Annotated in this window: 18 protein-coding genes; all 18 read left to right on the forward strand. The window is 48.5% G+C overall.

Annotation, left to right across the window (positions count from 1 at the left end; genetic code table 11):
* Nucleotides 1–24 precede the first annotated feature (24 nt).
* The 18 genes from GQS10_RS15070 (at nt 25) to GQS10_RS15155 (ending at nt 14,485) form a co-directional block, all read left to right on the forward strand.
* Entirely contained in the window at nt 25–1,230 is a 1,206-nt protein-coding gene (locus GQS10_RS15070) for a sensor histidine kinase (RefSeq protein ID WP_207952283.1), read from the forward strand.
* Nucleotides 1,208–1,936, forward strand: coding sequence for a response regulator (locus GQS10_RS15075; protein ID WP_166243611.1), 729 nt, complete (start codon nt 1,208–1,210; stop codon nt 1,934–1,936). The genes GQS10_RS15070 and GQS10_RS15075 overlap by 23 nt, the downstream gene beginning before the upstream one ends.
* 117 nt (nt 1,937–2,053) lie before the next feature.
* Complete coding sequence (locus tag GQS10_RS15080; protein WP_166243613.1) at nt 2,054–2,449, forward strand: hypothetical protein; 396 nt, start codon at nt 2,054–2,056, stop codon at nt 2,447–2,449.
* 326 nt (nt 2,450–2,775) lie between these two features.
* Nucleotides 2,776–4,653, forward strand: a complete 1,878-nt coding sequence (locus GQS10_RS15085) for an ATP-dependent helicase ComFA (RefSeq protein ID WP_166243615.1) — start codon at nt 2,776–2,778, stop codon at nt 4,651–4,653.
* Nucleotides 4,650–5,495 carry a ComF family protein gene (locus tag GQS10_RS15090; protein WP_166243617.1) on the forward strand — a complete coding sequence of 282 codons (846 nt, stop codon included), beginning with the start codon at nt 4,650–4,652 and terminating at the stop codon, nt 5,493–5,495. The genes GQS10_RS15085 and GQS10_RS15090 overlap by 4 nt, the downstream gene beginning before the upstream one ends.
* 88 nt (nt 5,496–5,583) lie before the next feature.
* The gene (locus GQS10_RS15095; protein WP_166243619.1) at nt 5,584–5,997 is read left to right on the forward strand and encodes a TIGR03826 family flagellar region protein; all 414 of its coding nucleotides are present in this window, start codon (nt 5,584–5,586) and stop codon (nt 5,995–5,997) included.
* A gap of 106 nt (nt 5,998–6,103) precedes the next feature.
* On the forward strand, nt 6,104–6,355 hold the full coding sequence (gene flgM / locus GQS10_RS15100) for a flagellar biosynthesis anti-sigma factor FlgM (protein WP_166243621.1): 252 nt from the start codon (nt 6,104–6,106) through the stop codon (nt 6,353–6,355).
* 28 nt (nt 6,356–6,383) lie between these two features.
* Nucleotides 6,384–6,881: a flagellar protein FlgN gene (locus GQS10_RS15105; protein ID WP_166243623.1), complete on the forward strand. Its 498-nt coding sequence runs from the start codon at nt 6,384–6,386 to the stop codon at nt 6,879–6,881.
* A gap of 23 nt (nt 6,882–6,904) precedes the next feature.
* Nucleotides 6,905–8,470, forward strand: coding sequence for a flagellar hook-associated protein FlgK (gene flgK / locus GQS10_RS15110; protein WP_166243625.1), 1,566 nt, complete (start codon nt 6,905–6,907; stop codon nt 8,468–8,470).
* A 36-nt stretch (nt 8,471–8,506) separates the two neighbouring features.
* The gene (gene flgL / locus GQS10_RS15115; RefSeq protein ID WP_166243627.1) at nt 8,507–9,430 is read left to right on the forward strand and encodes a flagellar hook-associated protein FlgL; all 924 of its coding nucleotides are present in this window, start codon (nt 8,507–8,509) and stop codon (nt 9,428–9,430) included.
* Between the two features lie 22 nt (nt 9,431–9,452).
* The gene (locus tag GQS10_RS15120; RefSeq protein ID WP_166243629.1) at nt 9,453–10,019 is read left to right on the forward strand and encodes a DUF6470 family protein; all 567 of its coding nucleotides are present in this window, start codon (nt 9,453–9,455) and stop codon (nt 10,017–10,019) included.
* Between the two features lie 59 nt (nt 10,020–10,078).
* Nucleotides 10,079–10,516: a flagellar assembly protein FliW gene (fliW, locus tag GQS10_RS15125; protein ID WP_166243631.1), complete on the forward strand. Its 438-nt coding sequence runs from the start codon at nt 10,079–10,081 to the stop codon at nt 10,514–10,516.
* Nucleotides 10,517–10,531: 15 nt separating this feature from the next.
* Nucleotides 10,532–10,771 carry a carbon storage regulator CsrA gene (csrA, locus tag GQS10_RS15130; RefSeq protein WP_166243633.1) on the forward strand — a complete coding sequence of 80 codons (240 nt, stop codon included), beginning with the start codon at nt 10,532–10,534 and terminating at the stop codon, nt 10,769–10,771.
* 124 nt (nt 10,772–10,895) lie between these two features.
* Entirely contained in the window at nt 10,896–11,663 is a 768-nt protein-coding gene (locus GQS10_RS15135) for a flagellin N-terminal helical domain-containing protein (protein WP_166243635.1), read from the forward strand.
* A gap of 140 nt (nt 11,664–11,803) precedes the next feature.
* Nucleotides 11,804–12,199: a flagellar protein FlaG gene (locus GQS10_RS22950; RefSeq protein WP_341805077.1), complete on the forward strand. Its 396-nt coding sequence runs from the start codon at nt 11,804–11,806 to the stop codon at nt 12,197–12,199.
* Nucleotides 12,200–12,215: 16 nt separating this feature from the next.
* On the forward strand, nt 12,216–13,751 hold the full coding sequence (gene fliD, locus GQS10_RS15145; RefSeq protein ID WP_243735195.1) for a flagellar filament capping protein FliD: 1,536 nt from the start codon (nt 12,216–12,218) through the stop codon (nt 13,749–13,751).
* Between the two features lie 25 nt (nt 13,752–13,776).
* Nucleotides 13,777–14,160: a flagellar export chaperone FliS gene (fliS, locus tag GQS10_RS15150; protein WP_166243639.1), complete on the forward strand. Its 384-nt coding sequence runs from the start codon at nt 13,777–13,779 to the stop codon at nt 14,158–14,160.
* A 1-nt stretch (nt 14,161) separates the two neighbouring features.
* A complete protein-coding gene (locus tag GQS10_RS15155) occupies nt 14,162–14,485 on the forward strand; it encodes a hypothetical protein (RefSeq protein WP_166243641.1) in 324 nt (107 codons plus the stop codon).
* The last annotated feature ends 129 nt before the right edge of the window (nt 14,486–14,614 follow it).

Consider the following 14,614-nt stretch of genomic DNA (forward strand, 5'->3'; position numbering starts at 1 on the left):
ATAGCATACTATATAATGTCAGACATGGAAAAGAGGGCCGCCGTGGACATCAGCCTTGATTCGATTGACCGTGTCATAAAAAATGCGACACAAGTCATGGAAAGCAGCAAGTATCAAATCTTCGAAATTACAGAAGGCGCACGGAAAGAGCTTGCTGCACTTAACCATGAGCTAGAGAACGTCATTCAAGAAACTTATGCTATTATTGATAAAGTGGATCAGTTGGAAACCGAGTTTAAACGGGCACGCTTGCGATTGATAGAGGTAAGCCGGGATTTCCAGCGTTATTCCGAAAATGATATCCGCGATGCCTATGAAAATGCGACGCAGCTGCAGTTCCAAGTGACCATTCACCGGGAGAAGGAATTCGCGCTGAAGGAACGGCGAAACGAGCTTCAGCAGCGAATCCGCAGCAGTGAACGTACGATTGAGCGTGCGGAATCGGTGGCTTCGCAAATCAATGTTGTTCTCGAATATTTGTCGGGTGACCTGAAGGAAGTCCCGAAAATTATCGAATCGGCGAAAAATCGACAGCAGCTTGGGTTCAAAATTATTTTGGCCCAGGAGGAGGAACGGAAGCGGGTGGCGCGGGAGCTGCATGACGGCCCTGCCCAATCGCTGGCGAACTTGGTGCTGCGAGCAGAAATTGCCGAGCGGATGCTGGCGAAGGAGCAGTATGCTAATGTAAAGGAAGAGCTGAGCGATCTAAAGAGCCAAATTCGGCTTGAGCTTGGTGAGGTCCGCAAAATCATGTTTAATTTGCGGCCGATGGCGCTTGATGATTTGGGTATTGTTCCAGCTCTCCGTAAGTTTGTGGAGGATTTCGAAGAGAAAACGAAGCTTCGCACCAAGTTCGATCTCATCGGAAAAGAACAGCGTCTGCCTTCCGCGATGGAGGTGGCGATTTTCCGGTTAGTGCAAGAAGCGTTTTCTAATGTTTATAAACACGCGGAAGCGTCTTTCTTGTCGTTGACGGTAACCTTTCAAATGCACATGGTGAAGATTGTGGTGCAGGACAATGGGGTTGGTTTCCGTACGGACAAGCTGGAGACCTTGCCGAAAGAGCGATCTAATTTTGGGATCGTCGGCATGCGGGAAAGGATTGAGCTATTGGAAGGCCGCATCGAAATTGAATCAGAGCCGAATGCGGGAACCAAGATTTCCATGCTCATTCCAGTGAACATCCAATCCAAGGAGGATCCCAACGATGACGGATCAGAGACCAGATAAAGTAAAGCTATTGCTCGCGGATGACCACCAGCTTTTTCGGGAAGGTCTAAAGCGTATTATTAATATGGAAAATGATTTAGAGGTTGTCGGGGAATGCGGCGACGGCATTCGTGTGGTGGAAATGTGCAATGAGGTACATCCGGACGTCGTACTGATGGATATTAACATGCCGATCGAGAACGGGGTAGCGGCCACCACGAAAATCCGCGATTTTTTCCCGGATATTAAGGTCATTATTTTATCGATCCATGATGATGAAAGCTATGTATTCGAAACGCTTCGTAAAGGCGCGACAGGTTACCTGCTGAAGGATATGGAAGCAGAGGAGCTGCTCAACGCCGTTCGCGCGGTTGTGGCGGGACAAGCGTATATTCATCCGAAGGTAACAGGCAAGCTTATTAACCAACTTCGCCGGATGACGTACCTAGATGAGAAGGGCTATGCGGGCGAACGTCAGGCGGCCGTTACCTCCGAGGATGCCGGCGTGAAGTATATTCATCACGATAACAGCCCGCTGACTCGTCGTGAGGCGGAGGTGCTTCGGCTCATGGCTGAAGGCAAAAGCAATAAATCGATTGGCGAGTTCTTGTTTATTAGTGAAAAAACGGTGAAAAACCATGTGAGCAGCATTTTGCAAAAGATGGAGGTTGACGACCGAACGCAGGCCGTTATCATCTCCATTAAAAATGGCTGGGTCACTTTGTAGTGCAGGCACCTTCCCCCTCTGTGCGGCATATAGATGAAGTAAGCACAGCTTACGAGGCAAGTCCGGCTGATCCGCAAGGAACGCGTCGGGCTGGCCGCACCAGAGGAGGTTTGCCGCATGGTGGAGAGTTTGTTAGTCATTGTCGGCGTATATGGGTTGTGTGTCGCATGGGTGCACTGGATACACGCTCGCAGCCGGGGAGAGGAACGAGTGCCGCACTACATCCTTGTTACACATAATAATCAAAGCTCGATAGAATGGGTGCTGCGTCTGTTGACCTGTTGGTCGTGGATGCATGGTACGGATGTCAAGGTAACGATTTTGGATGCTGCTTCCGAGGATGACACACTCTCGATTATTGAGAAGCGGAGTATTCTTCAGACGGTGGAGGTGCGCCGGATGCGGAATGAAGAGGATGTCGAGACGGTGGCGGCGGCTTACGAAGGTCGAAAAGATGTCGTCATTACGCGTCTGTCCCAAGGTGAGTCCCTTCAGCGATCGGCGGCTTGGTAAGCGTTCTGGAGCGTCGGTGAAAGCCGGAATGGAATCGCTTGCAAGGGCGGAGGCGGCAAGGGAGCAGCCAGGGAAATGCATAAGTAAATATGATGACGGACGCAAAGCATGCGCCGCTCTTCACAGGTAGGGGATTCCTTATTTCTGTGGAGAGCGGTGTTTTGCGTTTCTGGGGGTGTAGGGGTGTATACGGCTTGTCGATCAGGGAGTGGGAGAGTGAAGAATTTGGGCGGGGTGGTATCGAAGGAATGAATGAGGAGAGGGATAACAGCTGTATTGGGGAGATGTGAGATACTTCTGAAAATGGCTTGGAAGGGGGCGTAGTGATGAAGGCGGTCGTCTATGGCGTTGGTAACGGGAAAGGAGCCGAGAGCTCTGGATCTTGGAGAGTGTCGCTGCATTGGGCGAGCACGGTGGCATTTTTGGTGGAAAAGGGGGTAAAGGAGGTAGTGCTGCTTCCTGCGGCAGTATCGTTTGGGCAGGCTGTATTACTGAGTGAAGCGCTTGAGAAGCACGGAAGGCTGGGCCGGGCCGTTCAGCAGCTGGAACAGAGGGGGGTTCCTTTACCGCAAGCGGCAAGGGAGTGGAAATTGCGCCGTGTACTGCTGGATCGGGACATGGATCGGCGGTACCGTGAAGGGGGGGTTGGCATTGATGCTGGCGGGCTTTCGAGGTTCGGAGTGAATGTGGCATCGGGTGAGTTATCAGAGTTGGTAGGGGGCAGGTCGCTGCTGATGGAGGAGCTAATGTCTTTTCTATCCGCTTGCGGTGTGGAGCTGGAGATCCCAGTCGAGGTCATGCTGGAGAAGGCTTCGCTAAGGGGGGAGCTGAGAAGCTTGAACGGCCTGGAGCTGGCTGAAGAGAAGGGCCGAGGCTGGCTCTTCGGGCTTGGAGGCAGTAAGACCAAGGGCTGGAGCTTCCGGTGCCGAAGATGTGGAAGCGGGATGGACAAGCTCCATTTTACATGGTGCCCGACTTGTGAGGCGGAGTGCCCTTATTGTGAGGCGTGCTTGACGATGGGGCGGGTTCGTCTTTGTTCGGTACTGGTGGAGGGCACAGGAACGGGGATGCCAAGTGACGAAGGAGAGAGCTGCAGTGCGCAGCCGCTGGATTCGTGGGGGCTGAGTCCTGCGCAGGAGGCGGCAGCCAAAGAGGGCATGTGCTTTTTGCGCCAGTCTTGGCAAGGCAGAAGCAGGAAGGAGGATCGCCGCTTTCTCATCTGGGCGGTTACCGGAGCGGGAAAGACGGAAATGATTTTCCCGCTCATCGATGATGAGCTTGCTCGCGGCGGAAGGGTGCTCATAGGTACGCCGAGACGGGATGTCGTTATCGAGCTTATGCCGCGGATTAAGAAGGCTTTTCCGTCACGAAGGGTAGTGACGCTTTACGGCGGAAGCGAGGAGCGATGGGAAAGCGGAGAGATTACGCTCGCCACGACTCACCAGCTGCTGCGCTTCTCGCAGGCTTTTGATTTAGGCATCATCGATGAAATCGATGCCTTTCCATATCACGGCGATGCCATGCTGCATCATGCCGTGCTGCGTTCGCTGCGGCCGGAGGGCCGGATGCTGCTGCTGACGGCGACGCCTCCGCCGGAGCTGAGGCGCCAAATGCGCCAGGGAGCGCTTGCGCATGTGAAGGTGCCGGTGCGGTATCACCGCCATCCGCTGCCGGTGCCCGTGTGGATCGGGCCGGAGGGGATCAGCAGCATGCTGAAGCGGGGCAAGCTGTCCCGGAAGCTGGCGGATCGCATGCGCCGATCGGTAGACCGCGGGGCGCAGCTGTTTGTGTTTGTGCCCGAAATTAGAGTAGTGGAACCGGTAAAGCGGCTGTTGGAACGGAATTTCCCTTCCGTGCGTATCGAGGGCACGGCATCTGTCGATGCAGAACGAAGCGCCAAGGTACAGGCGTTTCGGCAGAAGGAGATCCGCATTCTGGTCACAACGACAATTTTGGAACGGGGGGTGACGGTGCCGATGTCGGATGTCTATATTTTCGATGCGCATTCCTCCTTATTTGATGAGGCTGCGTTGGTGCAGATGGCGGGACGAGCGGGGCGGTCGGCACAGGACCCTGCGGGCTATGTCGTCTTTGTCGGAGCGGATCGAACCCGAGGGCAGCGCGGTGCGATTCAGCAAATATGCACGATGAATAAGCTTGCAAAGAAGAACGGCTTTTTACGGGGAAAGGAGGAGCAAGGATGAGTGGCAGCTTCCTGCTGGAACGCTGGGAGCAAGTGCTCCAATGGCTCGGAACGAAGCCCATTCCGTGCCGTGTGTGCGGTGCTGATGCAGCAGGCAGCGGCCGTCCGGATGTGCTGCGACACTCTGTATTAGATCAGCTGCTTTGTCCGGCGTGCTTTACGCGGATCCCTTGGATTCATGAGGTGCAGTGTGAACGCTGCGGCCGGGGGGAATGTTGTCCGGATTGTGCCCGGGCTGGCGTGACGTTTCATTATCATAGGAATCGGGGGGCGGTTCGTTACGACGGCGAAATGAAGGAGTGGCTGGGGCTGTATAAGTACCGTGGGATGGAAAGGCTCGAGCCGGTATTTTACGGGATGCTGCATCACGCATATCATCTGCTCCTGGAGGCGATGGAGAGAGAGGGTGCAGCGGTTAGCAAGCCTGTCCTTACCTTTGTGCCAGTGAGTGAAGAGCGGCTGCAGGAGCGGGGATTTAACCAGGCTGAGCGAATGGCTGCGGGCTTAGGGAAATCAATGAAAATGGACGTTTTCCCTCTAATAAAACGGGTGCGGCATACCGATAAACAAAGTATGAAAAGCCGCGGAGACCGTCTGCGGGATATGGAGCTTGCCTTCGCGATGGACTCGGAAGGCGCCCGCCAGTTTCAAGCGATGGTACGGTCACGTCTAATGACAAGTCAGTCAGCGTCGCGGAACCGAGTGAAGGAGCTGCATCAACTGATTCCCCCGATCATCCTGATTGATGACGTTTACACGACGGGGAGCACCATGCAGCAATGTGCCGGTTTGCTAAGGTCACAGCTTGGTGTGGACGTGTACGGGTTGACCTGGGCGCGGTGAGAGGATCACTATTTTACAAGATATACAAGCTTTGTGGTTATAAAGTAAACTAGGATTACAAAGACTAAATAGAAGGGGTGTCCCCGCGATGAGTATGAATATAGGCAATTGCAGCCGTTGCGGACGAGTGTATGCGAAGAATCCTTTTCACGACGTTTGTCCAGCTTGTGTAAAGGATATCGATAAAATGTACGAGGTCGTATCCAAGTATCTGCGTGAGAACCGGGGCGCCGGGATTCAGCAGGTGAGTGATGAGACGGAAGTGCCGGTTCGGCAGATTGTGAAGTTTATTCGCGAAGGCCGCATCTCCATTATGAATATGCCGAATATGAGCATTCCCTGTGAATCCTGCGGCATTTCCATTCGTGAAGGCCACTTGTGTGATGATTGCCGGAAGAAGCTCAGTCGCGATGTGCGTCATTTAAGCGAAGACGAGAAGCGGGAGCAGGCGCTCAAGCAGCAGCAGGATAAGCGCAGTAACTATAATATAAATGACAAATGACGGCCAAGGTCGCTGAGAGGGCTAAACATTAGACCGCAACGTGCCGATAATAGTTATAGACTATTATCGGTTTTTTAATTGAATCGCAAGATATGAGGTGACGACGATGAGAATTAATGATTCCTCGCGAATTAACGGTGTAAACCCTTATAGGAAATCAAACGTTGGGCAGACATCTGCGTCCGATATGAAGAAAGGGAAGAGGGATGAAGTCCAGATTTCAGCGGAAGCGAAAGAAATGCTGGGCAATGCCTCGAATACAGAAAAGCTGGAGAAGCTGAAGGACCAAATTTCCAGCGGCACTTATCAGGTGGATGCTTATAAACTAGCAGATAAGCTGTATCCTTACTTTAAGTAATGCTATGAAGAAAAGAGGATGAATGACTTTGGCGATCCAGGAATTAATCCAAGTGCTGCGAGATATGAAGGACATTCATCAAAGTTTGCTCGATATAGCTCAGTTGAAAAAAGAAACCCTGATCAACAATCAGGTTGATCAGTTAAACGGACTTGTTATTAAGGAATCCAAGCTGGTGAAGCAAATCGCGGAGCTGGAGCAGAAACGTGTTTTTGAAATTGGTAGGTTCTTGGTGGGAAAAGGCTACAAACCGGATCCTGCTGTGACGGTGAGCGATCTTTCGCGAATTGTGTTTAAAGCGGAGGATAAGCAGGCGCTGCTTGATGCCCAACAGGAACTCGCCGTCGTATTAGGTCAGCTCCAAAGGGCGAATCAGGTGAATCAAGAGCTGGCTCGGAATTCTCTTGCTTTTATAGATTACACGTTAAACCTCCTAATAGGAGCGGAGGATGATAGCGTATACCAACATCCGCAGCAGCAAGCGGGCGGCTATAAGCGGAACAGCTATTTTGACACGAAAGCGTAAGCTTTTCGATAGGAGGCGTATTCATGAGATCAACGTTCCACAACCTGGAAACAGCCAAGCGCAGCCTTTTTACCCAGCAGGCTGCTCTTAGCACGACAGGGAATAACATCGCAAACTCCAATACGGAGGGTTACTCGAGACAGACGGTAAACATGGTTGCTTCCCGTCCAATGGAAGCCGTAGGGCTAATGCGTTCGAATGCTCCCGGGCAGATCGGAACGGGTGTCGAATACAGCTCGATTACTCGTGTCCGCGAGCAGTTTTTGGACGCGCAATTCCGCAATGAAAATAAGACCTATGGCAGCTGGTCGATTCAACTGGATACGCTAGAAAAGCTGGAGACGATCGTTAATGAACCGTCGGAAGCTGGATTGAATAAAGTTATCGATAAGTTCTGGAAAGCATGGCATGACTTAAGCGAATCGCCAGAAGATATTACCGCCAGAAAACTGGTTCGGGAAACAGCAGCAGCTTTAACCGACGCTTTTAATCAGACGAGCAAACAGCTTGAAGATCTAAAAACCGACATTAGCGAAAATATCGAGGTAAAAACGTCGCAGATTAATACGATAACCTCCACGATTGCGAATTTAAACGGACAAATTATTCGTATTGAAGGACTAGGCGACAACGCAAACGACTTGCGTGACCAACGAGATCTTTTGGTGGACCAGCTTTCGAAAATTGCCAATGTGAACGTGCAGGAAGCACAGGGCGGCTATCAGGTTACTTTGGCCGGAGTCAACGTAGTGAATGGGCAGCAGGCGACTGAGGTTACCGTGGACGGACTGCAAGACAACTATGAATCCGGTACCCTTATCGGCGGCGAAATTCATGGCATGTTTCGATCGCGTGATGTGTATGTCACGGATTATCAGAATCAACTGAACACGTTGGTTAACGGATTGGCTAATGGAGAGATAACGGTAACGCTTCCGGCAGGAGCCGTTATTCCGGATGGCACAACACTCAATGGAGTTCCGTATCAAGGCACCGTAAAGGACAGAACGCTAGCCAATGATTTACCTGTTACGGTTCAAGGCTTCAATGCTCTTCATAAGCTTGGTTATACGATGGTTGGTGATCAGGCTCAACAAGCAGGAAACTTCTTCGTTGCAAGCAATGGGGGAGTTCTTACGGCTGGAAATATTCAAGTAAGCGCGGATATCTTGAGTGACGAATCCTATATTGCTTCTTCCATGAGAACGACGATGGATGGGACCACAGAGAAGGTTGTCAAAGGGAACAAGGATCTAGCGCTGCTCATTTCGCAGTTCAATGATACGAAAATTGACTTCTCTACGGTTGGCGGAGGAAACGTTCAAGGAACGATCAGTGACTATTTCCGCTCCGTGGTTGGACAGCTCGGTGTGCAAACCGAGGAAGCGCAGCGACAAGCGGATAATGCTAAGCTCGTTGTTGATCAGGTAGATTCCCGTCGTCAGTCTGTAAGCGGCGTTTCCTTAGATGAAGAAATGTCGAACATGATCAAGTTTCAGCATGCGTACAATGCAGCGGCACGGGTCATGACATCGGTCGATGAGATTTTAGATAAGATCATTAATGGGATGGGTGTCGTAGGAAGATAAGATAAGGCTCCCGTTTAAGAAGGTGAGGATAACGATATGCTGGGCCGTGTAACCCAAGGAACGATGACAAATCAATTGCTTCGTAATATCAATACGAATCTTCGCACAATGCAAGGACTACAGGAGAAAATGTCGACCGGTCGGATGATTAACCGTCCCTCCGATGACCCGGTAGGTATCACGTATGCTTTGCGTTATCGCAGTGATATCTCTATTAATGAGAGATATCAGACGAATGTTGATTCGGCCAGCTCCCAGCTGGAATTCACCGATACGGTGCTTACGCAAACGAGCGATGTCTTGAAGCGTATCAAAGAGTTGGCGGTTCAAGGCTCGAACGGGACGAACCCTGATGTAGCTTTGAATAACATTGCAGGAGAAATCAAAGAATTAAAAGATCAGTTGATTGATATTGCCAACAGCCAATTTAAAGGGAAATATATTTTTAACGGTCAATTTACTGACAAAAAGCCGTACGATCCTTCCACAGATGTGAAGAAGGCGATTACCGATACCGGAAAAATTGAATATGTGATCAATAGCGGCGTCGAATTATCCGTCAATTTGAACGGTAATGATGTTTTCGGGTATCCGCCTCCGGGAACGCCGGCAGATAAAAATGAAGATGACAATATTTTTAATATTGTAGATCAGTTGGTTACGGAGTTGGTGGCAGGCGAGTACGACAAAGTAAGTGCACAGCTTCCTCTTCTGGAAACCCGCATGAACAAAGTGTTGACGCAGCAAGCGGAGATCGGGGCTCGCGTAAACCGGATTGAGCTGATGCAGCAGCGTTTAGAGGATTTGAACTACAATTTGACATCGCTGCAATCGAAGACCGAGGATGCGGACTACGAAGAGCTCATCATTCAGTCCAAAGTGAATGAAAACGTCTACCAGGCCGCTTTATCGGTAGGTGCGAAAATTATTACTCCGTCACTGGTCGATTTTCTGAAGTAGTTGCGGAAAAGGAGGGAACTGAGTGGTTCCACAGTTATCCATTCAGTCACAGCGAGGTTTAATTGATATTCGAACTACGCGAGGGCATTATGAAATTGAACGCCCTAAGCCAGACGTTCAAGTCGAATCCTCTCCTACTGTCGTTACTGCGAATAATCGGCCGGGACAGCTGCGGATTGATCAAAGCTTAACCGAAAACGCCTTAACGGGCGGCAAGCCGGAAGCCTTCTGGCAGCGGCTCTACTCGCAATATAAAGAAGTGGCGCAGCAAAATTTAATCCAAATTGTCGAAAAGGGCAATCGAGTCGGCGATTTGAGAGTACAGGGAAACCCGCAGGCCGAAATGGCTCTTGATGAGTTTATCGAAGGGCCGCCGGACCTTCAGGTATACGGACCTGCATCTCCCGCGAATATATCGTTTGAGTACACGCCGAATGATTTAAATATGCAGGTTGAAGTAGGCAAGCGCGATGTGAATATTCAAGTGCATCGCCCGCAGATTACGTATCATCGCGGCTCAGTGGAAACGTATATGAAGCAGTATCCGTCGGTGACAGTCACACCGCCGGTTATTAATACGATTGTGTAAGAGGCTATAGGCGTAGGAATCGCTTATAGCTTTTCCTATTTCATTCAGGAGGAGAGAATATGAAGCTGGATACAAGCCGTTTTGGTGAAATTGATGTCAGTGATGAGGCTATTATTGAGTTTAAAGAGGGTATTCCCGGATTTGAGGATCAACGTTATTTTACCGTAATTACAGTTGAGGATCATGAACCGTTCTCTTATTTGCAATCCATTGATAACGGCGAACTTTCCTTCATTATAGTTGACCCGTTTGAATACTTCCCGGACTATGACTTTCACTTATCGGAAAGCGATGTAAAGCAGCTGCAAATCGAGGGACCTGAGCAAATTATCGTGCGGACCATTGTATCGATTCGGGGTGAGCTGGATAACGCAACGACGAATCTCGTCGCGCCGATTGTGCTTCAAGTGGATACGCGCCAAGGGAAACAGATCATTCTGACGAATACCGAATATACGACACGTCACCGCCTTTTCCCGGCTGTGGTTGAGAAATAGAAAGGGGCGAATACGATGCTGGTGCTATCGCGGAAAAAGGGGCAAACCATAGTCATTCAAGACAATATCGAAATCACGGTACTCGAAGTCGATGGAGAGACGGTTAAAATCGGCATCTCAGCGCCAAAAGAAGTTCAAATCGTCCGAAAGGAGCTGCTTTCCTCGATTAAAGAAACAAACCAGGAAGCGGCAGGTATTCAGGTGAACATAGGGCAGCTGGCGAATCAGCTAAAATTAATGAAAAAAAAGTTGTAGATTGCTATAAACAAATCGTTAACTCTGCCGATATATATAATATAGCCAATCAGGGCGGCCGACCTGAGTCCGGCGATAACCACATGGATGTGGAACTTACCTAATTTCAAGGAGGAAATTTAACATGCGTATTAATCACAACATCACAGCTTTGAACAACCACCGCAACATGTCTTTGAACAACAATGCAACAAGCAAGAACATGGAGAAGCTCTCTTCCGGTCTTCGCATTAACCGTGCGGCTGACGACGCTGCAGGTCTTGCAGTTTCCGAGAAGATGCGCGGTCAAATCCGTGGTCTTGAGCAAGCTCAACGTAACGTTCAAGATGGTATTTCCTTCGTACAAACAGCAGAAGGCGCATTGAACGAAGTAAGCGCCATGCTGACTCGTATGAAAGAGCTGAACGTTCAAGAATTGAACGGTACGTATTCCGACACAGATAAAGCTAACATCAATACCGAATTAGAAGCTCTAGGTGACCAGATTGACTTGATCATGTCTGACACAAAATTCAACGGCATCACAATTACTGCAGGTGCATCCATTCAATCGAACGATGCATCACAATCGATTTCAATTGGTGCAATCACAACTACTAGCTTTGTTGGTTTGACTAGTGGATCCGGTCTGAGTAGTGTTGAAACTGCTATCGAAGCGGTTGCTACAGAGCGCGCGAAGCTCGGTGCTCTTCAAAACCGTCTGGAGTACACTTCCAACAATCTGGGCACTACAGTTGAGAATTTGACTGCAGCTGAATCCCGTATTCGCGACACAGATATGGCGAAGGAAATGGTGGAACTTACAAAGAACCAAATCTTGCTCCAATCTTCGCAATCGATGCTTGCACAAGCGAACTCCGCTCCACAAGGCGTTCTGTCGCTTCTGCGTTAATCGATACCGGTTTACTAGAAAGAGATCCTGTTTTTATCAGGGTCTCTTTTTTTATAATACATTTTCATGGAATGTCTAAAGTTTTCTGCTGAGGACGTCGATATAATCTATATATCATATATAAGGGCGGAGTGATTGATGTGAGCGTACAGTCTTCGGGTACCTCAGGATTCAATACCCCCACTTACTCCTCTGTTTCAAAGATAAGCAGCGGAGTTGCACCGTCAGCAAACTACGAATCGACATCCAGAGTGGTGAAAAGTGGGCTTGAAGTTAAACGGCTTCAGGAACAGGGAGTGCCTTTATCCATCGGTGAAGGACAACTGGTGAAAGCAATCGATAGAGCGATTAAGGCATTGGAGGGACCTTCGACTGCTTTTGAAATGTCTTACCATGAACAAACTCATGCCATTGTAGTAAAGGTTCTGAATAAGGAAACCGGGGAAGTAATCCGGGAAATCCCCCCGGAGAAAACATTAGATCTTGTCGCAAAGATGATGGAGATTGCTGGGATTTTAGTCGATGAAAAAGTATAAGGGGTGATTGATAGTGATGAGAATATCAGGATTCGTATCGGGCTTGGATATTGACAGTATGGTTAGCGAGTTGATGAAAGCAAGGCGCGTTCCGCTCGATAAATTAAACCAAAAGAAGACGACGATGGAATGGCAGCGGGACCAGTATCGCGATGTAAATATTAAGCTGGTCGATTTTCGAAATAATAAGCTATTTAACTACGGATTGACTTCATCGATAAGCGCAAAACAAGCGACGGTTTCAGGTAACACCTCAGCTGTCTCTGCGAAAACGACAGCAAATGCGGTAGCGGGTACGATGACCGTTGAAGTGTCCTCGTTAGCGACTGCAGCTTATTTGCGAAGCGGAGCAGGGACTACAGATGGGATCGGGGCAGTAGACTCCACCAAATCGCTTTCGGCCCTTAAGGCCGCAGGACAAATCAACTACACAGCGGATGCGAGTGGTAATGTTTCGTTCGATGTAACAAATAACGGGGTAACCTCAACCATTACCGTCAATGAGGCAGATTCCCTTAGCTCGGTTATCTCTACAATAAATAATAACAGCACGGCAAATGTAAATGCATTTTTAGACAGCACGACGGGGCGTCTATCCTTATCTTCGAAGACAACTGGTGGTGGAACAGGAATTACGGTTTCCGGAGACTTTTTAGCGAACTTCGATCTCACCAGTAGCCACACGGGATCTGACGCTCAGCTGACGATCAATGGACTTGCAACAACTCGGAAAACAAACACCTTTACGGAAAATGGCGTCGAAATTACGCTAAATGCAACGACAGCTTCCACGGGCGGCACTGCGAGCACAATTACGGTGAACTCCAACGTGGATAAGATTGTGGATACAATCAAATCCTTTATTAAGGATTACAATGACATTTTCGATACGGTGAATAAAAAACTGAATGAAGAACGATACCGATCCTTCACCCCGCTTACTTCTGAACAGAAGGAAGATATGAAGGAAAGTGAGATCGAGCTGTGGGAAGGGAAGGCAAAGAGCGGCCTGCTGCGTCGAGATTCAACATTAACTTCCCTCGTAAGCAACATGAGGCTCGCATCAGTGACCAGTGTTACCGTTGATGGACAAGCCGTACACATGAATGACTTGGGGATTGCAACCGGCCAGTGGCAGGATCGGGGGAAACTCGTTATTCAGGACGAAGCCAAGCTTCGTGCGGCGATTGAGGCTGATCCGGATAAAGTAATGGCATACTTTACTCAACAAACGACATCAACTGACCCAACAGTAAAGACTAGTCCTACAAATCCCGATAATGGGTTGTTTAACCGGTTGTCGAATTCGTTAAGCACTGCACTTGATGAACTAGCGAAGAAGGCGGGTACATCGAGATACAGTACAGATTCAACTACAGCTTTTATAGCCTCTAGTTCTATGGGAGAACAGCTTCGATCGCTAGATTTAAGAATTTCGGATATGGCTAGACGCATGACCATTATCGAAACAAACTATTACAAGCAATTCACTGCTATGGAAACTGCAATGAACAGATATAGTGCCCAGTCGTCTAGTTTATTTGGTTCCTAAGAATTGAAAGAGGAGAGATTACTTCATGGCTTACTCACCGCTTCAGAAATACCAACAATCTTCCGTACAAACGGCTTCTCGTGGTCAATTAATTATCATGCTCTACGATGGTGCAATCCGTTTTGTAAAACTAGGCATTGAAGGAATAGCGGAGAGAAACATTGCAAAAGCAAATATTAATTTGCAAAAGGCCCAAACCATCTTACATGAATTAGTTGCATCTCTTGACTTTACTTATCCGATTTCAAAGAATCTACTTTCCATTTACGAGTACATGATTTATCGTCTCATTCAATCGAATATAAAGAAGGAATTATCGTTTGCTGAAGAGGTTTTGAATCATCTAACAGAGTTGAGGGATACTTGGCATGTAGCATTGAAACAAGGACCAAAGACAAGTGAATCATAGCATGGAAGAGATTCTTCAATCTATTCTTTCTATGACCATTACTCTTGCCAATAGTAGTGAGCATGGATTCGAAGATTACTTGCTTCTTATTGACTTGAGACAAGAAGTAGTAAACAATTTAGAGGCGGGGTATGTGCTTAGCGCCTCTGAAAAAAATATTTTGTCAAAAATAAAACCATATGAAGATTTGGTTTTCCAAAGAATGAAACTCTTAAAGGATGAGGCTGAGCAGGGATTAGTTCGTATACAGAATTCAAAACGTCAACGTAAAGGATACAATCAACCAGGTCTTTCAGAGAGCATTATGTTTGATAAAAGAGAATAGTAAAAAACTATCCCCTTTGATAGAGCAGTGATGAGATTCAAGTAAATTGAACTCAGAACTGTTGATCAAAGGGGATTTTTTATTCATAAAGGGTAACACTTAGAGATAGAAAGTGGTTTATGATAAGGG

The organism is Paenibacillus turpanensis, from assembly GCF_011421635.1.
GTDB lineage: Bacteria > Bacillota > Bacilli > Paenibacillales > YIM-B00363 > Paenibacillus_AK > Paenibacillus_AK turpanensis.